The sequence below is a fragment of the Frateuria soli genome, assembly GCF_021117385.1.
In the GTDB taxonomy this organism is placed as follows: Bacteria; Pseudomonadota; Gammaproteobacteria; order Xanthomonadales; family Rhodanobacteraceae; genus Frateuria_A; species Frateuria_A soli.
This window is the reverse complement of the sequence record NZ_CP088252.1, coordinates 304,342-323,881: the sequence shown is the minus strand read 5'-3', so window position 1 is coordinate 323,881 and position 19,540 is coordinate 304,342. Positions and strand designations below refer to the sequence as shown.

15 protein-coding genes, 1 tRNA gene and 1 riboswitch are annotated in these 19,540 nt (G+C 69.9%); of the genes, 7 read left to right on the top strand and 9 right to left on the bottom strand.

Annotated features, from left to right (window positions below; translation table 11 throughout):
• Positions 1–4: 4 nt before the first annotated feature.
• Positions 5–2,923 (bottom strand): phosphoenolpyruvate carboxylase, encoded by a 2,919-nt coding sequence (locus tag LQ771_RS01420; protein WP_231350636.1) that lies wholly within the window; start codon positions 2,921–2,923, stop codon positions 5–7.
• A gap of 152 nt (positions 2,924–3,075) precedes the next feature.
• A riboswitch (S-adenosyl-L-homocysteine riboswitch) is annotated at positions 3,076–3,150 on the top strand.
• A gap of 50 nt (positions 3,151–3,200) precedes the next feature.
• Here LQ771_RS01420 and ahcY point away from each other — a divergent pair.
• Positions 3,201–4,640 (top strand): adenosylhomocysteinase, encoded by a 1,440-nt coding sequence (gene ahcY, locus LQ771_RS01415; RefSeq protein WP_231350635.1) that lies wholly within the window; start codon positions 3,201–3,203, stop codon positions 4,638–4,640.
• Positions 4,641–4,833: 193 nt separating this feature from the next.
• Here the strand turns inward: ahcY and LQ771_RS01410 are convergent, their stop codons facing one another.
• From LQ771_RS01410 to LQ771_RS01400, 3 genes are read right to left on the bottom strand one after another with little or no spacing between them, the layout of a single operon-like run.
• Positions 4,834–5,547: a LytR/AlgR family response regulator transcription factor gene (locus LQ771_RS01410; protein ID WP_231350634.1), complete on the bottom strand. Its 714-nt coding sequence runs from the start codon at positions 5,545–5,547 to the stop codon at positions 4,834–4,836.
• The gene (locus LQ771_RS01405) at positions 5,544–6,578 is read right to left on the bottom strand and encodes a sensor histidine kinase (protein WP_231350633.1); all 1,035 of its coding nucleotides are present in this window, start codon (positions 6,576–6,578) and stop codon (positions 5,544–5,546) included. Before LQ771_RS01405 ends, LQ771_RS01410 begins: the two co-directional genes overlap by 4 nt.
• Positions 6,579–6,602: 24 nt before the next feature.
• Positions 6,603–7,529: an alpha/beta fold hydrolase gene (locus tag LQ771_RS01400; RefSeq protein WP_231350632.1), complete on the bottom strand. Its 927-nt coding sequence runs from the start codon at positions 7,527–7,529 to the stop codon at positions 6,603–6,605.
• Between the two features lie 204 nt (positions 7,530–7,733).
• Here LQ771_RS01400 and metF point away from each other — a divergent pair, with 204 nt between their 5' ends.
• The 3 genes from metF (at position 7,734) to LQ771_RS01385 (ending at position 10,073) form a co-directional block, all read left to right on the top strand.
• A complete protein-coding gene (metF, locus tag LQ771_RS01395) occupies positions 7,734–8,558 on the top strand; it encodes a methylenetetrahydrofolate reductase [NAD(P)H] (protein WP_231350631.1) in 825 nt (274 codons plus the stop codon).
• A 31-nt stretch (positions 8,559–8,589) separates the two neighbouring features.
• Positions 8,590–9,093 (top strand): DUF4124 domain-containing protein, encoded by a 504-nt coding sequence (locus LQ771_RS01390; RefSeq protein ID WP_231350630.1) that lies wholly within the window; start codon positions 8,590–8,592, stop codon positions 9,091–9,093.
• A gap of 62 nt (positions 9,094–9,155) precedes the next feature.
• Entirely contained in the window at positions 9,156–10,073 is a 918-nt protein-coding gene (locus LQ771_RS01385) for a branched-chain amino acid transaminase (RefSeq protein WP_231350629.1), read from the top strand.
• A gap of 131 nt (positions 10,074–10,204) precedes the next feature.
• On the opposite strand, the gene LQ771_RS01380 is transcribed toward LQ771_RS01385, so the two are convergent.
• The 5 genes from LQ771_RS01380 to LQ771_RS01360 form a co-directional block, all read right to left on the bottom strand.
• Positions 10,205–11,494 carry a sensor histidine kinase gene (locus tag LQ771_RS01380; protein WP_231350628.1) on the bottom strand — a complete coding sequence of 430 codons (1,290 nt, stop codon included), beginning with the start codon at positions 11,492–11,494 and terminating at the stop codon, positions 10,205–10,207.
• Complete coding sequence (locus LQ771_RS01375; RefSeq protein WP_091340102.1) at positions 11,478–12,164, bottom strand: response regulator transcription factor; 687 nt, start codon at positions 12,162–12,164, stop codon at positions 11,478–11,480. Before LQ771_RS01375 ends, LQ771_RS01380 begins: the two co-directional genes overlap by 17 nt.
• Positions 12,165–12,474: 310 nt before the next feature.
• On the bottom strand, positions 12,475–13,353 hold the full coding sequence (gene rimK / locus LQ771_RS01370) for a 30S ribosomal protein S6--L-glutamate ligase (RefSeq protein ID WP_231350627.1): 879 nt from the start codon (positions 13,351–13,353) through the stop codon (positions 12,475–12,477).
• Entirely contained in the window at positions 13,350–13,844 is a 495-nt protein-coding gene (locus LQ771_RS01365; protein WP_231350625.1) for an ATP-dependent zinc protease family protein, read from the bottom strand. The genes rimK and LQ771_RS01365 overlap by 4 nt, the downstream gene beginning before the upstream one ends.
• A gap of 98 nt (positions 13,845–13,942) precedes the next feature.
• Positions 13,943–14,016: transfer RNA gene (locus LQ771_RS01360), tRNA-Gly, on the bottom strand.
• 220 nt (positions 14,017–14,236) lie between these two features.
• Here LQ771_RS01360 and LQ771_RS01355 point away from each other — a divergent pair.
• The 3 genes from LQ771_RS01355 (at position 14,237) to LQ771_RS01345 (ending at position 19,516) form a co-directional block, all read left to right on the top strand.
• Entirely contained in the window at positions 14,237–16,522 is a 2,286-nt protein-coding gene (locus LQ771_RS01355; RefSeq protein ID WP_231350624.1) for a DUF6600 domain-containing protein, read from the top strand.
• Between the two features lie 64 nt (positions 16,523–16,586).
• Positions 16,587–17,321: a tRNA (guanosine(46)-N7)-methyltransferase TrmB gene (gene trmB / locus LQ771_RS01350; protein WP_231350623.1), complete on the top strand. Its 735-nt coding sequence runs from the start codon at positions 16,587–16,589 to the stop codon at positions 17,319–17,321.
• A gap of 377 nt (positions 17,322–17,698) precedes the next feature.
• The gene (locus LQ771_RS01345; RefSeq protein WP_231351818.1) at positions 17,699–19,516 is read left to right on the top strand and encodes an SLC13 family permease; all 1,818 of its coding nucleotides are present in this window, start codon (positions 17,699–17,701) and stop codon (positions 19,514–19,516) included.
• Positions 19,517–19,540 lie beyond the last annotated feature (24 nt).

Below are 19,540 nucleotides of genomic sequence, written 5' to 3'. Positions count from 1 at the left end.
ACGATCAGCCGGTGTTCTGCAGGCCCTGCGACACGCCGTTGACGCAGGCGACCAGCGCGCGCAGCAGGGCGTCGTCCTCGCTGCCGCCATCGCGCCAGCGCGCGAGCAGGTCGACGGTGAGCAGGCTCATGGGATCGACGTAGGGGTTGCGCAGGCGGATCGAGACGGCCAGCCGCGGGTTGTCGGCGAGCAGCGCGTCGCCGCCCTTGAGCTTCAGCAGCCAGCGTCGGGTGCGTTCGAATTCTTCCCGGATCATCGCGAAGAAGGGCGCGTGCAGGTCGCCGGCGAGGCGCGAGAAGGCCTCGGCGATGTCCAGGTCGCACTTGGCCAGCACCATCGCCACGTCGTCCAGCGCGTTGGCAAAGAATGGCCAGTCGCGCGCCATGGCGGCCAGCGCCTGTTCGCCGAAGGTGGCGGCGCCCTGCTCCAGCGCGGAACCGAGGCCGTACCAGCCGGTGATGATCGATCGGCACTGGGTCCAGGCAAACACCCAGGGGATCGCGCGCAGGTCCTCGACGCCGCGCATGCTGCGGCGGCTGGCGGGGCGTGAGCCCAGGGTCATGCGCTCGACCACGTCGATCGGGGTGGCGGTGCGGAAGTAGTCGACGAAGCCGTCGCGCTCGACCAGTGCGCGGTAGTGGCGGCGGCTGTGCGCGGCGAGCGCTTCCATCTGCTCGCGCCAGCGTGCTTCGCGCGACTCCTGCGCGCGCGGGCGCAGCGAGGCGCGCAGCACGGCGCCGACGGTCTGCTCAAGGTTGCGCAGGGCGAGCGCTCGGATGCCGTACTTGCGGTGGATGACCTCGCCCTGCTCGGTGACCCGCAGCACGCCGGCGACCGAGCCGCGCGGCGAGGACATCAGCGCCGGCGCGATGCGCGAGCCGCCGCGGCTGGCCGAACCGCCGCGGCCGTGGAAGAAGGCCAGGTGGATGCCGGCCTCCCTCGCCACTTCGAGCAGTTCCACCTGTGCCCGTTGCAGGGCCCAGCGCGAGGCAAGCGTGCCACCGTCCTTGCCGCTGTCGGAGTAGCCGAGCATGACCCATTGACGATCGCCGCGGGAACGCAGATGGGCTCGGTAGACGGGGTCGTCGAGCAGGGCTCGCAGGGTGGCCGGAGCGTGCTTGAGGTCGTCGATGGTCTCGAAGAGCGGGGCGATGTCCAAAGGCACCGCGCACCCAGCTTCCTCTCCCCTCCGGGGAGAGGATTGAGGTGAGGGGCCGGGACTCGCGGGGGACTTTGTTGAAGCCTGCGCTTCGCCGCCACTTCCCCGCAAGAGCGCCCCCTCACCCCGGCCCTCTCCCCGGAGGGGAGAGGGAGCAGAGCCTGGCGCTTCGTTGCTGGCTTCTCGCAACGGCTGGCCCTCATTCCAGCCCTCTCCCCGGACGGGAGCCGGGTGCACAAGCCCCCCGTAGCGCGCCAGCGCCAGTACCGCCAGCACGTCGGCCGCCGAGCGCGCCATGCTGATGATGTACAGCCCGATCGCCTCGCTGCCGTAGCGCCGGCGGGCATCCCCCAGCGTGGCGAAGACGTCGTACAGCGCGGTCACGGCATCGGCATGGCTGATGGCGAAGCGCTCGCCCCCCGCCGCGTAGCCGCGCAGCCGGTCCGCCCGGTCCGTGGCGGGCCGGCTGGCCCAGTCCGCGTCGTCCAGCAGCGCGGCCAGCGCATCGTCGTGCACGCGCGAGTCCTGCCGCACGTCCAGCCGCGCGAGATGGAAGCCGAAGGTGCGCACGCGCCAGATCAGCCGTCGCACGGGATAGGCGCCCGCGTGCAGGCCGCGGTGGCCGAGCAGGCTGTGGTCGATCCGCTGCAGGTCGTCCAGCAGTTCGGTCGCCGAGGCGTAGCCCTCCGCGCCATTGTCGCCGGTCGCTTCCAGACGCGCGCCGATCAACGTGAGCAGGCAGCGGTAGGGCATGTCGGCATGACGCGGGCGGATGCGCGCCGCAGCCTTCGGGAAGCGCGTGCGGTAGTCGGCCAGACGTTCGGTCAGCGCCGGGTCGACCGTGACCCGCCCGGCGGTCTGGCTGAGCAGTCGTGCGAGCGCGGCGACGTCGTCGATGTAGCGCTCCAGCACGTGTGCGCGCTGGGTCGCCAGCGCGGCCGCGATGGTGTCGGCGCCGACGTTGGGATTGCCATCCATGTCACCGCCGACCCAGCTGGCGAAACCGAGCAGCCGCGGCAGCGGCGGGGCCACGCCATAGACCGCCTGCAGGGCGCCGGCCAGCGACTCGTACAGCGCCGGCACGATGCGGTAGATCGGGTTGGACAGATAGAAACCGACGTGATCGTGCTCGTCCTGCACCGTGGGGCGCACCGGCGAGGCCTCGGCGGTCTGCCAGCCGGTCGACAGCGCCATGTAGATGCGGTCCTGGTCCTCGGCGCGCTCCTGCGGTGTGCGGCCCGGGTCGAAGCCGTCGACCAGCGCGCGCACGATCGCCTGTTCCTTTTCCAGCAGCGAGCGGCGCATCGCCTCGGTGGGGTGCGCGGTGAACACCGGCTCGATCCACAGCCGCGCGAGCCAGCCGAGCAACTCGTCCGCGCTGACGCCCTCGCGCTTGAGCCCGCCCAGCACGTCCAGCAGCGACTCCGGTTGCGGCGGTCCGCCCTCGCACTGGTAGTCGCGGCGGCGGCGGATGCGGTGCACGCGCTCGGCGATGTTCACCGCCTGGAAATAGGTGGCGAAGGCGCGCGCCAGGGCCTCGGCCTGGTCGGTGTCCAGCCCGTCGAGCGCGTGCGCCAGCGTGGCCACCGGGTCGCCCTCGCGGCGACGGTGGATGGCCGCCTGGCGCACCGCCTCCACCCGCTCGAAGAAGCGCTCGCCTCCCTGCTCGGCAAGCATCTGGCCGACCAGCTGGCCAAGCCGGCCGACGTCCTCGCGCAGTGGGCCGTCGTGGGGCAGGTAATCGCTGTCGCGGCTGGCTTCCATGGGCGGTTCCTGGTGGGGGCCTCCCAAGACTAGCGAATCGGCTGGCAAGCCCTTGTAGGAGCGCAGCCATGCGCGACCGGGGGCATGGCGGTCGCGCACGGGTGCGCTCCTACAGAAGCTTTCCGCGGACGGTATAATGGGCGCCTTTCGTGCCCACCGAGGGGCGCTGCGACCGTCGCGCGACGGCCAGGCTCGGCGGACATATGCAGCAACGGCGCTCACCCATGCGGACCTTCGCCCGCACAGGCCAAGGTTCCCCAAAGAACCGGAGACAAGCATGAACGCCGCCATCCAGGCCCCGCCGGGCCACGACTACAAGATCCGCGACATCTCGCTGGCCGATTTCGGCCGCAAGGAGCTGGACATCGCCGAGCACGAAATGCCCGGCCTGATGTCGATCCGCCGCAAGTACGCCCCGCAGGCTCCGCTCAAGGGCGTGCGCGTGACCGGCTCGCTGCACATGACGATCCAGACCGCGGTGCTGATCGAGACGCTCAAGGACATCGGCGCCGACGTGCGCTGGGCCTCGTGCAACATCTTCTCGACCCAGGACCACGCCGCCGCGGCGATCGCCGCCACCGGCACGCCGGTGTTCGCCTGGAAGGGCGAGACGCTGGAGGAGTACTGGGACTGTACGCTCGACGCGCTCTCCTTCCCCGACGGCAAGGGCGGCTTCCTCGGTCCCCAGCTGGTGGTGGACGACGGCGGTGACGTGACCCTGCTGATCCACAAGGGGTACGAGCTGGAGATCGGCAGCGACTGGGTCAACAGCCCCTCGGGCAGCCACGAAGAGCAGGTGATCAAGAACCTGCTCAAGCGCGTGCACAAGGAGCGCCCGGGTTACTGGCACACCGTGGTCAAGGACTTCAAGGGCGTCTCGGAAGAGACCACCACCGGCGTGCACCGCCTCTACCAGCTGGCGCAGGAAGGCAAGCTGCTGGTGCCGGCGATCAACGTCAACGACTCGGTCACCAAGAGCAAGTTCGACAACCTGTACGGCTGCCGCGAGTCGCTGGCCGATGGCCTCAAGCGCGCGATGGACGTCATGCTCGCCGGCAAGGTCGCGGTGGTGTGCGGCTACGGCGACGTCGGCAAGGGCTGCGCGCACAGCTTGCGTGCCTACGGCGCGCGCGTGGTGGTCACCGAGATCGACCCGATCAACGCGCTGCAGGCGGCGATGGAAGGCTTCGAGGTGAACACCGTCGAGAGCACGCTGGGCCGCGGCGACATCTACGTCACCACCACCGGCAACAAGGACGTGATCCGCCTGGAGCACATGCAGGCGATGAAGGACCAGGCGATCGTCTGCAACATCGGCCACTTCGACAACGAGATCCAGGTCGATGCACTGAACGCCTCGGGTGCCGAGCGCACCAACATCAAGCCGCAGGTGGACAAGTACACCTTCAAGGATGGCCGTTCCATGTTCCTGCTGGCCGAAGGCCGCCTGGTGAACCTCGGTTGCGCCACCGGCCATCCGAGCTTCGTGATGTCCAACTCGTTCTCCAACCAGACCCTGGCGCAGATCGACCTGTGGGCAAACAGGGACAGCTACGAACCGAAGGTCTACATCCTGCCCAAGAAACTCGACGAGGAAGTGGCGCGGCTGCACCTGGAGAAGATCGGGGTGAAGCTGACCACGCTGACCGCCGAGCAGGCCGCGTACCTGGGCGTGCCGGTGGAAGGCCCGTACAAGGCGGAGCATTACCGGTACTGAGCCCCCGGCTCAGCCGCGAAAAGGGCCGCAGCGATGCGGCCCTTTTTTTGTTTCCCGCGAGCCCCGGCCCCTCACCCCAACCCTCTCCCCGCAGGGAGAGGGTTGGGATGAGGGGCCACGCTTGCGACAGTGGTGGCTGTGTCCTTGTGCGAGCTCCCCTGATGGGGCCGCCACACGGCCGCACAAGGGCACGCTAGAAGGCCATCTGCTCGCGGAACTGTCGCGCCTGCCGGCGCGACAGCTCCACTTCGCTGCCGTCCTTCAGCGTCAGCACGTAGCCTTCCCCCACGGACGGCTCGACCGAGCGCACCATCCGCAGGTTCACCAGGGTGTTGCGGTTGGCGCGGAAGAACAGCGACGGGTCGAGCCGCGCCTCCAGCGCGTTGAGGCTGCGCGCCAGCAGTACGCACTGGTCGCGGAACCACACGCGGGCGTAGTTGCCGTCGACCACGATGCGCTGGATCTCGCCCAGCGTGACGAACCAGCAGCGTTCGCCTTCACGCAGGAAGACCTTGTCCTCGGCGCCGAGCAACGCGCGCGCGGACGGTGCCGGCGCCTGTTCGCCCGCGCGCGCCAGCGCCGCGCGCAGGCGCTCGGGCGCGACCGGTTTGACCAGGTAATCCAGCGCGTTCGCCTCGAAGGCGCGCACGGCGTACTGGTCGTAGGCGGTGGTGAACACCACGGCGGGCACCGGCTGCACGCCCTCGATCACGTCGAAGCCGCTGCCCGAGGGCAGCTGGATGTCCAGCAGCAGCAGGTCCGGCCCGAGCGCAGCGATCGCCTCGCGCGCGGACGGCACGTCGTCGGCCTCGCCCACGCACTCGGCGCCGGGAATGCCGGCCAGCATGGTCCGCAATTCCTGCCGGGCGAGGCGCGCGTCGTCGACGATCAGGATGCGCAGGCTCATTGGGCGATCTCCAGCCGGGCGAGGACGCGGCCTTCATGCTCGCCCAGTTCGAAGCGGCCGTCGCGCCCCAGGTGGGTGCGCAGGTAGGCCAGGCCCACGCCGTGTCCGCCGTTGCCCGTGCCGAGGCGGCCGGGATTGGCCACTTCCAGCCGCAGCACGCGGTCCGTGCAGTGTGCGCGCAGCTCCAGTTCGCCGCCGCCGGGCGTCACCGCGATGCCGTGGCGGATCGCATTTTCCACCAGCAACTGCAGCGCCATCGGCGGCAGCTTCGCATCCAGCGCGGCGGGCGCGATCTGGCGGCTCACGCGCAGGCGGTGTTCGTAGTGCACCGCCTCGATCGCCAGGTAGTCGTCGACCACCGCCAGTTCCTCGCCCAGCCGCACGCGTTCGCGGTCGTTCTGCTCCAGGGCATGGCGCAGGGTGCTCGACAACCGCGTGACCATCTCGCGGGCACGCTCGGTGTCCTCGTTGATCAGCGCGCGCAGGTTGTTGAGCGCGTTGAATACGAAGTGCGGGTTGAGCCGGGCACGCAGGGCGTCGCGCTCCAGCGCATTGCGCTCGGCCTCGGCCCGCAGGCGTGCGATCTCGCTGTGGCGGGCGCGTTCCAGCACGCGTGCGCTGGCCCAGCCGGCGGTCCAAAGGCCCAGCACGATGGCGGCGTTGAGCCAGTACACCAGCACTGCGGCGGGGCGGTAATCCAGCCGGTCACCCGGCATCGCGACCCAATGCAGCGCCACCGCGGGCACCATGACCAGCGCCACCCCCGCCTGTACCAGCAGCGCGCCGATCAGCACGCCGGCGAGCAGGCGGCCACTCAACGCCCAGCCATCCCGTTGCAGCCAGCCGCGCCGCAGGGCGAGCGCGCGCAGGCCGCCGGAGACCAGGTAGAGCGCCAGCGCGACGGTCGCGAACAGCAGCAGCGCGCCGGAGCGCCACATTCCGTAGCCCGCACCAAACGCCAGGCTGATCGCCAGGTAGACCGACCATGGCACCAGGTTGATCCACCAGAACCACCGCCGTCCGTCGCGCACCGTCGTTCCCCGCTCAAGGGCCGCTCAGCGCGCGGCCGTGGCCTTGCCGTCGATGAAGCCGCGCAGCTGCGCCTGCAGCCACTTCGGATCGTCCCACATCAGGAAATGGTAGCCGGCCTGGCTCATCTCCACCCGCACGCCGTCGAGCCTGGCGTACTGGTTGCGAAAGAGCTGGGCGGTCGAATCCCGGGTCGCGCCATAGGGCGCATAGGCGGCCCACGAGCCGAGCACCAGCGTGGGCGCCTCGATCGCGCCGAGCGCCGGGCGCAGGTCGGTGGTCATCATCTCGCCCATGGCCTGGGCCGTGGTGGCGCGGTCGCTGGCCATGCCCCAGCCGACGATCTGTGCCACGCGCGCCGGGTCATGCACCATGCCGCGCGCCGTCGCTTCGGCCTGCGCGCGGTAGGCAGCGTCGTCCGCCTTGAGCATCTGCGCCTTCAGGCCGGCGACCACCGGCTGCATGGCCTGCGCCGTGGCGGCCGGGTTCTGCGCGCCAGGCAGGAATGGCAGCGCGTCGACGATCACCAGCTTGGCGATCGCCCGGGGGCGCGCGATCGCCATCTTCAGCGCGACCACGCCGCCGAGGCTATGGCCGACCACCACCGGATGCGTGAGCCGGTGCCGGTCGAGGTAATCAAGCAGGCCCTGGCTGATGTCGTCCAGGTAGTGCTCGCTGGCGATCGCCGGCTGTCCGGCGAAACCCGGCAACTGGGCAATCAGGCACTGCACGTGGTCGGCCTGCAGCGCGGCGCAGGTTTCCTTCCAGGTATCGGCGCCGCTGTTGAGGCCCGGGATCATCAGCACGGGCCGGCCCTCGCCCACCACCGTGACGGTGATGCCGTGCTCGGGCGCGGCGGCACGGGCATCGCGCGCGGCCAAACCGGCGGTGCCCACAGCCAGGGCAAGGGCGGCCAGGCGGAGGCCGCGGCGGATCAGGGCAAGACGGTGCATGGCAGGTCTCCTGTCGGGTTGGGATGGGAAAAGCCTGCGCGCCCGCGAACCCTCGCGGGCGGAAAACATGACGAGCGGTCGGCAGCGGTGGCGAACGGCTTTGCCCGCCCGGCGGCGAGTGACCGAGCGCCGCTCGCGGTGATCTATCCTTTTATCGCGATGAATGGATAGAATGCCCGCCTGCCCTGGAAGGACCTGCCGACCATGTCCGCGATCAGCTTCGAATTCTTCCCGCCCAAGACCGACGAACAGCGCGCGCAACTCGACCGCGCCGCGCGGATGCTGAAGTCGTACGCACCGGATTACGTCTCGGTGACTTTCGGTGCTGGCGGCTCGACGCTGAGCTATACCGCCGACACGGTGGCCCGGCTGCATCGGGACCACGGTCTGCCCGTGGCCCCGCACCTCTCGTGCATGGGCGGTACGCGCGCCGAGATCGCCGCGCTGCTCGACGGCTACCGCGCCGCCGGCTACCGGCGCCTGGTGGCGCTGCGCGGCGACCTGCCCTCGGGCATGGCTTCGCCGGGCGACTTCCGTTACGCGGCCGAGCTGGTCGCGTTCGTCCGTGAGCACTCGGGCGAGCACTTCCGCATCGACGTGGCCGCGTACCCGGAGACCCACCCGCAGGCCGAGGACGCGCTGCGCGACCTCGCCCACTTCAAGGCCAAGATCGATGCCGGCGCCAACGGGGCGATCACCCAGTACTTCTTCAATCCGGATGCGTACTTCCGCTTCGTCGACGACGTGCGGCGGCTGGGCGTCACCGTGCCGATCGTGCCGGGCATCATGCCGATCACCAACTTCAGCCAGCTCAAGCGCTTCTCCGATGCCTGCGGGGCGGAGATCCCGCGCTGGATCGCCAAGCGCATGCTGGCCCACGGCGACGACGCCGACGCGATTCGCGCACTGGGCGCCGAAGTGGTCGCGCAACTATGCCGGCGCCTGCTCGAGGGCGGCGCGCCGGGGTTGCACTTCTACACGCTGAACCGGGCCCGGGCCACGCAAGCGGTTCTTGCGCAACTGCACTGAAGCTTCCCCGGCGGGCGACTATGCTCGGCCGATGCCCACGCTGCGCCCTGTCCTGCTGCTGTTGCTGGCCCTGGCCGCCCTGCCCGCGCGCGCACAGAGCCCGATCTACCACTGCATCGCCGCCGACGGGCACCCGGTCTTCACCGACCGGCCCTGCGCCAGTCTGCAGGCCACGCCGGCCCCTGCTTCGTCGGCAACCGACCCGCCGCCCTCGCTGCGCCCTCCCGCGGTCACCTGCGCCGCCGACGTGGACCAGTTGCGCGGCGCAGTGATCGATGCCTTCGCCAACGCCGATGCCAACCGCCTGGCCGGACTGATGCTGTGGGGCGGCTACGGCGAGCATGCCGCGGTGACCGACATCCGGGAGCTGGCCGCGCTGATGCGGCGCCCCCTGGTGGGCATCGACCTGCCGCCCGACGGAAGCGGATCGGAACTGGTGGTGAGCACCGTGCCCGACGACGGCGGCGAGGAGAGCGGCCAGACGCGCTTCGCCATCGAGCCGCGCGCCGGTTGCCTGTGGCTGCGCCAGGAGTAGGCACGCGCGGGCAACGGCACCCACCGGTTATCATGGGCGGTCCCCTGCAAGGAAAAAACGCCATGGCGCAGCAATACCCCGAATGGATCTGGCAGAACGGCACGATCAAGCCGTGGCGCGAGGCCACCACCCACGTGATGTCGCATGCGCTGCATTACGGTTCTTCGGTGTTCGAGGGCATCCGCAGCTATGCCACGCCCGACGGCGCGGCGATCTTCCGCCTGACCGACCACTTGAAGCGCCTGTACCAGTCGGCGCGCATCTACGACATGGTGCTGCCCTACTCGCAGGACGAGCTGGCCGCGGCCTGCCGCGACGTGATCAGGAAGAACGGCCTGACCGCCGCCTATTTGCGCCCGGTCGCCTACCGTGGCCTGGGCGGCTTCGGCCTTTCCGCCGAAACGCCGATCGACGTCGCGGTGGCGGCCTGGCCGATGGGCCCGTACCTCGGACCGGAGGCGCTGGAACAGGGCATCACCGCCTGCGTGTCGAGCTGGCAGCGCTTCGCACCGAACACCATCCCCGCTGGCGCCAAGGCCGGCGGCAACTACCTCTCCGGCCAGCTGATCGCGCGCGAGGCGCGTCGCCTTGGTTTCGGCGAAGGCATCGCGCTGGCCAACACCGGCCTGCTCAGCGAGGGCGCCGGCGAGAACCTGTTCCTGGTGTTCGACGGCGTGCTGCATACGACGCCGGCCAGCGCCTCGATCCTCACCGGCATTACCCGCGACACGCTCAAGACGCTGGCGCACGAGGACGGCATCGAGGTCGTCGAGCGCGACCTGCCGCGCGAGTACCTGTACCTGGCCGACGAGGTGCTGATGTGCGGCACCGCCGCCGAGGTCACGCCGATCCGCTCGATCGATGGCAAGCAGGTCGGCAACGGTACCGCCGGGCGCGTGACGCGGCGGTTGCAGGAGCTGTACTTCGGCCTGTTCGACGGCCGCACCAACGACCAGTGGGGCTGGCTGGAGCCGGTCTGACCGGAACGGAGCACGAGGACCACCGGACGAAAGGCCGCCACAGGGCGGCCTTTCGTCTTTGGGTCACAAGCTTCCGGCGAGCCCCGCCCCCTCACCCCAACCCTCTTCCCGGAGGGGAGAGGGAGCAGGCTTCAGGCCGGTTCGAAGACGAGGCTGGCGATGGCGCCGTTGGCGTCGCTGCGCGGACGCATCGAGACCTGCCAGCCGTAGAGGTCGCACAGCCGGCGCACGATGGCCAGGCCAAGGCCGGCGCCGCTGCCGCCGGCGCCCTCGCCGCGCACGCCGCGCTGGAACAGGCGTTCGGCATCTTCCGGCTTGATGCCGGGGCCAGTATCGATGACCTCGATGCGGCCGTTGCCCACCTCGACCTTCACCATGCCTTCGAGCGTGTACTTGATCGCGTTGCCGATCAGGTTGGTCAGCGCCACCGACAACACCGACGCGGGAGCGTTCACGCTCACAGGATCGCGGATGGCCAGTTCGATCTCCAGCGGCTTGTCGCGCATCTGCGGGCGCTGGCTCTCGATCACGTCGGCGGCGACCCTGGCCACCTCGGTCGTTTCGCCGCGGGTGGGACCGCGACGTTCGGCACGCGAAAGCAGCAACAGCGCCTCGATCAGTTCGGTAGCCTGGCGCGAGGCGCGCTCGATGCGCTTCAACCGCTCGCGCAGCTTGTCGGTGAGGTCGGGCGAACCCTGCAGCAGTTCGGTGGTGCTGGCGATCACCGCCAGCGGCGTGCGCAGTTCGTGGCTGACGTCCGAATTGAACTCGCGGTCGCGCTCGACCATCGCGGTGAGGCGGGCGGCGTACTCGTCCAGCGCCAGGGCGAGCTCGCCCACCTCGTCGTCGGCGAAATGCGGCGCCAGCGGATCGGCCTTGCCCGCCTTGCGGAAGTCGCGCAGGCGCGCGGCCAGCTCGCTGACCGGCTTCAATACCTTGCGCGAGAGCCACAGGCCGATCGCGAGCGAGAGCAGGCCAAACAGGAACACCGCACCGATCACGCTGAACAACAGCTGCCGCTTGCCCAGTTCATCCCGGGAAATGTCGTAGCGCAGGAAGCTGTAGATGCCGTTCTTGTGCTCGACCGCAAGCTTGTAGTGGTGGATCTTGCCGTCGTCCCCGGTGTCGCTGACGTCGTGCACACCGTTCGGCAGATGCTGCCATTCCAGCGGCGCCTTGTAGATCGTGCGGTCGCTCCAGGTCCACGCCTCGACGATGCCGAATCTGGGCTGGCGATCCGGATGCTCGTGTACCTGCCGGTTGAGGTTGTCCACCTCGTCGAGCAGCGTGGCGGTAACGAGCTGGTCTTCGACCCGCGCACGGATGTTCAAGGCCGAAAACGCAAACAACGCGCTGAGGCCGAAGCCGAACAGCGCGAAGGAGACGATCAGGCGGAAACGCAGCTTACGCCTGGACAGCATCCGGCTCGACCATGCGGTAACCGATGCCGTGGCGCGTGTGGATCAGCGGCTTGTCGAACGGCTTGTCGATCGCCGCACGCAGGCCGTGGATGTGCACGCGCAGCGAGTCGCTGTCGGGCAGCTCCTCGCCCCACACGCGCTGTTCCAGGTCCTGGCGGGTGACCACCGAGGGGCTGGCTTCCATCAATGCCTGCAGGAGCTTGAGCCCGATCGGGTTCAACTGGATCGACTTGCCGTCGCGGCTGACGGTGAGCGTGTCCAGGTTGTAGGTGAGGTCGGCGACCTTGAGCACCCGGCTCTGCGGACCCTTGCCGCGGCGCGCCAGCACTTCCAGCCGCGCAGCCAGTTCCTGCAGCGCGAAGGGCTTGGTCATGTAATCGTCGGCGCCGGACTCGAAGCCGGTGAGCTTCTGCTCCAGCGCGTCGCGTGCGGTCAGCATCAGCACCGGGGTCTGCTTGTGGGCCTCGTGGCGCAGCTTGCGCGCCACGTCCAGACCGTCCATGCCCGGCAAGGTGAGGTCCAGCACGATCACGTCGAAGTCGTGCACCACGGCCAGGTGCAGGCCGGTCACGCCATCCCCGGCAAAGTCGACCACGTGGCCACGGTCTTCCAGGTAGTCGCCAATGTTGGTCGCGATATCGCTGTTGTCTTCGATCACAAGGACACGCATGCGCCACTCCAAAGGCCACTGGTCGATCAAGGCAGCAAGCTTAACAAGCTCGCCATACGGATGGCCGGCTGTCCCGGACCATGGCCAATAAAAAGGCCCAGATGCCCGACTCGTCGTCGCCGCACCTGGGCCCAAGCTTACTGCCCCGATACCGAATCTGCCGGTGTCGACCCGAAGCGGTCGCCGCCAGCACATGCAGTGGTGCCTTTATAGGGCCCGGGCGGTTACGGTGCGGTTAACCCGGCCTCACATGGCCGTTAACGGACGTGCCCGGCGCGCACGTTCTAGTGCGGCGCGCGTGAAGAAAAGCTCAGGCGCGCGCCTGTTCTTCCAGGTGCCGGATGATGTGGCCGGAGACGTCCACCCCGGTGGCCGTCTCGATTCCCTCCAGCCCGGGCGAGGCGTTGACCTCCAGCAGCAGCGGGCCGCGGTCCGAACGCAGCAGGTCCACGCCGGCGATGCCCAGACCCAGCGCGCCGGCGGCCCGGATGGCGATGCGCTTCTCCTCTGCGCTCAGGGTGACCTTCACCGCGCTGCCGCCGCGGTGCAGGTTGGCGCGGAAATCGCCCGGGCTCGCCTCGCGCTGCATCGCGGCGATCACCTTCTTGCCGACCACGAAGCAGCGCAAGTCGCTGCCCTTGGCCTCGGCGATGAACTCCTGCACCAGGAAGTTGGCGTACAGCCCGCGGAAGGCCTCGATCACGCTCTGCGAGGCGCTGCGCTTCTCGGCCAGCACTACCCCGGTGCCCTGGCTGCCTTCGTTGAGCTTGATGACGTGCGGCGGCTCGCCGAGCATCGCGAGCACGTCGTTGGTGTCGTCGGGATTGTCACCGAACACCGTCACCGGCATGTCCAGCCCGTGCGAGGCCAGGATCTGCAGGCAGCGCAGCTTGTCGCGCGCGCGCAGCACTGCGTCGGAGGAGTTGGGCGTGTACACGCCCATCATTTCGAGCTGGCGCAATACCGCGGTGCCGTAGAAGGTGGTGGCGGTACCGATGCGCGGGATCACCGCATCGATGTCGCGCAGCGCCTTGCCCTTGTAGCGTATCGATGCCTGGCCGGGCGCGATACGCACGTAGCAGCGCAACGGGTCGAGCACGCGCACCACGTGGTTGCGCTCGCGCGCGGCCTCGACCAGCCGGCGCGTCGAGTAGAGCCGCGTGTTGCGCGAGAGGATCGCGATCTTCATGGAAGCGGGCCGTAATGATGTTCGTTGGCGACCCGCGCCACCGGCTCGGCGTAGGCCGGGTGCGGGCGCGGCTGGGTGTAGGAAAGCGATGGATCGACCGCGAAGCGCCCGAGCAGCGCGCTGCGGCCGAGCAGCATGGGGAACAGCATGTGCCGGCGGTCGGTCAGGCTGATCTCGATCGGGTAGCACAGGCCGGCCAGCCGCACGTCCGTGCGCACGAACCAGCGCTCCGTGCCGCGGCCGCCGGTGTCGGTGACCACGCGCCGATCCAGCGCCCGGGCCTCGCACCGCACGCTCCGCGGATGCAGGCGGCGGCCGACGGTCATCGAGAAGCGCAACCAGGTCGCCCCGTTGCGCTCGAAGGCTTCGAGCGCGTCCACGTGCAGCGAGCTGGAACGGGCACCGGTATCGAGCTTGGCCTTGAGCATGTCGATGCCCAAGTGGGGAAGAGCCAGTCGTTCCCGCCAACCGAGGGTGATCAGGTCTGTCATCGCTGCACGGGTGGTGTCGGCAAGGCCGGAAAGCGTGGCGGGCCGGACCCTCAAGGGGAGGTGAAGTCCACCCGATCGTGCCCGGGCGGTGTGCAGACTGGAGCGGGTGAAGGGAATCGAACCCTCGTCAGTAGCTTGGGAAGCTACAGCTCTACCATTGAGCTACACCCGCGTTCGCCGCTGATGGTAACCCGGGAGGCGGGAGTTGGGGAACGGGGCCGGCTACCCCGGCGCCGGGCGCCACTACCCGCATGAAGCATGAACCGCCCATGGCGGCAGGCTGAACCACGGGCGACCCGACGCGCCGCGCGGTGTCGCGCCAGCCCATAATCGGTCATCGCCTCGTGACGTCGGCCGTTTCCATGACCCGTACACGGCGGAGGGAAAGACCCATGCGTGCACTTTCGAAACTGCAGCTGTTCTGGCGCTCCTGCGCAGCCACCCTGCTGCTGTGCGGCGCCGGTGCCCTGCACGCGCAGGCGACCGACGACGCCGTCGGTGACCCGCCCGACCGGGTCGCCCGCCTGTCCTACCTGGAAGGCGACGTCGGTCTGTTGCCCTCGGGCGCACAGGACTGGGGCGATGCCGGGATCAACCGCCCGCTGACCACCGGCGACCGACTGTCCAGCAGCAACAGTGCACGCGCCGAGCTGGAGCTGGACGGCGCCGCGGTGCGCCTGGACGGTGGCACGGACCTGGGCTTCCTGCAGCTGGACGACCAGCTGGTCCAACTGGAGCTCACCCAGGGCACGCTCAACCTCACCGTCCGCCAGCTCGACGACGGCCAGAGCTACGAGATCGACACGCCCAACGTGGCGCTGGTGGTCGACCACCCGGGCAGCTATCGCGTGGACGTCGACTCCGATGGCCGGTCCACGCGCGTCACCACCTTCGATGGCAGCGCTACCGTCTACGGCGAGAACGACGCCCGGCGGCTGGTGATCGCCGGGCGCAGCTACCGGTTTGCCGATTCGGCGCTGGCCGACATGGAGGTGGAGGACATCGGCGGCGGTGACGACTTCGACGCCTGGTGCGACGAACGCAGCCGCCGCTATGCCGACTCCGAGTCGCGCCGCTACGTTTCCGAGGACGTGATCGGCTACCAGGACCTGGACCGCTACGGCGAGTGGCACAGCGACCCCGAATACGGGCAGGTCTGGTATCCGGCGCGGGTCGACGCCGGCTGGGCGCCCTACCGCGATGGCCACTGGGCCTGGGTCGGGCCGTGGGGCTGGACCTGGGTGGACGACGCACCCTGGGGCTTCGCGCCCTACCACTACGGTCGCTGGGCCTGGCGCAGCCGCGGCTGGTGCTGGGTGCCCGGCCCGATCGGCTGGCGCCCGGTCTACGCACCCGCGCTGGTCGCCTTCGTCGGCGGCAGCCACTGGGGCGTCTCGGTGGGCAGCGCGCCGGTCGGCTGGTACCCGCTCGGCCCGGGCGACGTCTACGACCCGTGGTACCGGGGCAGCCGCCGCTACTACACCCAGGTCAACGTGACCAACATCCACGTGCACAACACGGTCATCGTCAAACGCGTCGACCGCCGCTACCGCGACTGGCACCGCGGCATCGCATCGCCGGTGCGCGCGCTGCACGAGGGCGGCCGGCGTGGCTTCACGGCGGTGCCGGGACGCGTGTTCGCCGGCGCCGACCGTGTGCAGCGCCATCGCCTGGACGTCGATCCGCGCAAGCTCGCCGGCGCCCGCCTGCTGACGCGCAATGCCACGCCCCGGCCGACGCCGCACAGTTTTGCGCCGCCACGCGGGCCCAAGGCCCGGCCGCTGCCGGCGCAGGGATTCCGGCGCGAGGTGGTGGCGCGCCATGCGCCGCGCGTGGAGCACGTGGCCGACCGCATCGGCGGCGCCCGGCCCCGCCCGTCCGCGCCCTCGCACGTGCGCGTGCTTCGCCCGCATGCCGACACGCTGCCGGCGATCGCGCATATCTCGCCGGCACGACGCGCGGACGCGACGGCGGAGATGCGACGCGCACCCGTCCGGACGGAGGCAGCCGGCCCCCGCATCGACGCGCGGGCGGCGAGCCGCGACGATGCACGCGAAGTCCGCGGTTCGAATGCCGGCGGACGCGTGGTGCCGCGCGAGGAGGCGCTGCGTCCGGGTGAACTGCGCTCGGCCCGCTTCGTGCGCAGCCACGCCGCCCGCCCGTCGGCCGAACCCCGTCCCGGCGTGAGCTTCATCTCCACCGCCGGGAGCGACCGCGAGCGGGCCGCCCGCGCCGCGCCCACGCTGCCGCAGGTGCCACGCATCGAGCGCACTGACCGGCCACGCGCACCGATGCACCGGCCCGATGCCATGGTCGGACCGCATCTCCAGCGTGCGCCCGACGATGCGCGGATCGCGCCTCGCCAGACCACGCAGCGGGCCCCGGCCTACCGCGGCGACGACCGCGTGGTCCGGCCGGCGAACATGCGCCGCCCCGACTTCGACGCCGGGCCGCGCAACCGCGCGACCCCGCCACCGCAGCGGTTCCAGCGGCCGCCGGACTTCCGCCAGACGAGGCCGATGCCGCAGGCGGCTGCGGTGCAGCGCGAATCCGCCCCTGCGCCACGGCGGGCGCCGACTGCACGCTCGCAGGCCACCCGACCGGAGGCCGCGCGATCGCAGGCGCCGGCTCCGCCACCGCGGCACGGATCGCCGCGACGGTTCGATCCCGAGCATTGATCCCAGGCGGCGCCCTCGCGGCGGCGCCGCTACAATGCGCCGCCCGAAGGCATGGCGCCCCCCCATGCCGCCGCAGCCCCAGACGCAAGCCGTGAACGAACAGCCCGAACATCCCGCCAGCTCCCCGTACCTGCGCCGCATCCGCAGTTTCGTATTGCGCGAAGGCCGCATGACGCCGGCGCAACAGCGCGCCTTCGACGCCCACTGGGCACGCTTCGGCATCGACTACACCGGCGCGGCGCAGGACTTCGATGCGCGTTTCGGGCGGGTCGCTCCGCGCGTGCTGGAAATCGGCTTCGGCAATGGCGAGGCGCTGGCCTGGGCCAGTGAGCACGACCCGATGCGCGACTACATCGGCGTGGAAGTACATGGCCCCGGTGTCGGCCGGCTGATGAACGCGCTGGCCGCGCGCGCGGCCGGCAACGTCCATCTCTACAGGCACGACGCGGTGGAAGTGGTCGAGCACGAGATCGCGCCGGGCACGCTGGCCGAGGCGCGCATCTGGTTTCCCGACCCCTGGCACAAGAAGCGCCACAACAAGCGGCGCATCGTGCAGCCGGAATTCGTCGGCCTGCTTGCCTCGCGCATGGCGCCCGGCGGCCTGCTGCACCTGGCCACCGACTGGCAGCCCTACGCCGAGCACATGCTGGAGGTGATGGAAGCCGCGCCGGCCTGGCGCAACGCCATCGCGCCGGGCCAGTACGCGGAGAAGCCGGCCTGGCGCATCGAGACGCACTTCGAGCGGCGCGGGCTCAAGCTCGGGCACGGGGTGTGGGATCTGCTCTACCGCAGGGCCTGAACCCGCGCGCCCTGGCACGCATGCGCGACCGCCATGCATCCCGGTCGCGCACCGGGTGCGCTCCCCCGAGAGCCCTCCGCCACCCGCGGAAGCCGGCGCCCACCCACGCGACTGTTCCCACCGTTTGCGGGAACGGGCTTCTCCAGAACCGCCCCCGCGAGCCCGGCCCCTCACCCTGCCCTCTCGCCGCAGGCGAAGGGCGACGTCGCGACCGCACGCCAGTCCTGCGGTTCACCAGCCAACGCCATGCCCCGCTTATACTCGGCCACAAACAGGGACGGACCCGGCCGCGTGAGGCAACCTCTGCACAATCCCATCCGCTTCCATCACCAGCCTCACCTGGACGCTCGCTAGTGGCCCTCGCGCTCACCCCCGAAATGATCCTGGTGCTCGGGCTGGTGGGCTTCACCATGCTGATGCTGGTGCTGGAGTGGATCCGCGCCGACATGGTGGCGCTGCTGGTGGTGGTGGTGATCGGCCTGACCGGGCTGATTCCCTCCGAGCGCGTGTTCAACGGCTTTGCCGGCAACGCGGTGATCGCGATCATCGCGATCATGATCATGGGCGCGGGGCTGGACCGCGCCGGCGTGCTCTCGCTGACGGCCAACTTCGTGATGCGCATGGCGCGCGGCAAGGAGTCGCGCCTGGGCGTGGTGATCAACTCGGTCACGAGCCTGTTCAGCGCGGTGATCCCGAGCCAGGCGCTCGCTGCGCTGATGATCCCGGTCACCAGCCGTTTGTCCGCGCGCACCGGCGTGCCGATCTCGCGACTGCTGCTGCCGATGGGCTTCTGCATCCTGGCGGCGACCAACACCACGCTGATCGCCAACTCGCCGCTGATCGTGCTGAACGACCTGATCGCCAGCGCCAACGCCAACCTGCCGCCCGGCGCGCACACCATCCCCAAGTTCGGGCTGTTCAGCGTGACCCCGGTCGGTCTGGTGCTGGCGCTGCTGGGCATCGGCTACTTCTGGCTGTTCACCCGCAAGCTGCTGCCCGAGCGCGAGGACGAACGCCTGAAGGTGACCCCCGGCCGTACCGAGAGCTACTTCGCCGAGACCTACGGCATCGGCGGCGAGACGGCCGAGCTGACGGTGACCGCGGAAAGCCCGCTGGTGGGCATGAGCATCGGCGAGGTCGAGCAGTTGCACGGCGCGCCGCTGATCCTGGCGATCAAGAGCGGCAACGACGCGCGCATGGCGCCACCGGTCGACTATGTGATCTGGGTCGGGTCGGTGCTCGGCGTGCTGGCGCCGCGCGAGGAGATCAACCATTTCGCCAACAACCAGCTGTGCAAGGTCTCTCCGCGCATGCGCCAGCTGGGCGAACTGTTCAACCCGACCCGCGCGGGCATTTCCGAGGCGGTGCTGCCGCCGTCCTCGCGCTTCCTCAAGCAGACGATCGGCGACCTGCACCTGCGCAAGCGCCATGGCATCTCGGTGCTGGCGGTCAACCGCGGCGACCAGGTGTTCCGCGACGACGTGCGTGGCGTGAGCCTGCGCGCCGGCGACACGCTGGTGCTGCACTCGAGCTGGCGCGACCTGGCGCTGGCCGCCGAAGACAAGGACCTGGTCGTCGTCACCGACATCCCCAAGGAGGAGCAGCGCCCCGGCAAGATCTGGCAGGCAGTGGGCTTCTTCCTGCTGGCCAAGGGCCTGGCGCTGTTCACCCATCTGGACCTGTCGGTGGCGATGATGACCGGCGCGATCGGCATGCTGCTGACCGGCGTGCTGAACATGGACGAGGCGTACAAGGCGATCAACTGGAAGACGATCTTCGTCACCGCCTGCCTGATCCCGCTGGGTTGGTCGATGGACGCCACAGGCACGGCCGCCTGGCTGGCGCAGGTGGTGCTGGACAAGCTGGGCGGCGCCTCGCCCTGGGTACTTCAGAGCTGCCTGGCGGTACTCACGCTGCTGTTCTCGCAGGTGATGTCCAACGTTGGCGCGACGGTGATGATGGTGCCGATCGCGATCAGCGTGGCGGTCGCCACCGGCGGCAACCCTTCAGCCTACGCTCTGATCGTGGCGGTATCCTCGTCCAACACCTTCCTGCTCAGCTCCGGCCATCCGGCGCTGATGATGGTGGCCGGCCCCGGCGGCTACCGCGGCAAGGATTTCCTGCGCGTCGGCGTGCCGCTGACGCTGACGTTGCTGGTGGCCACGCTGGTGGTCATCAATCTGCTCTTCGACTGATCCTTCACTGAACCCGGACAGCGG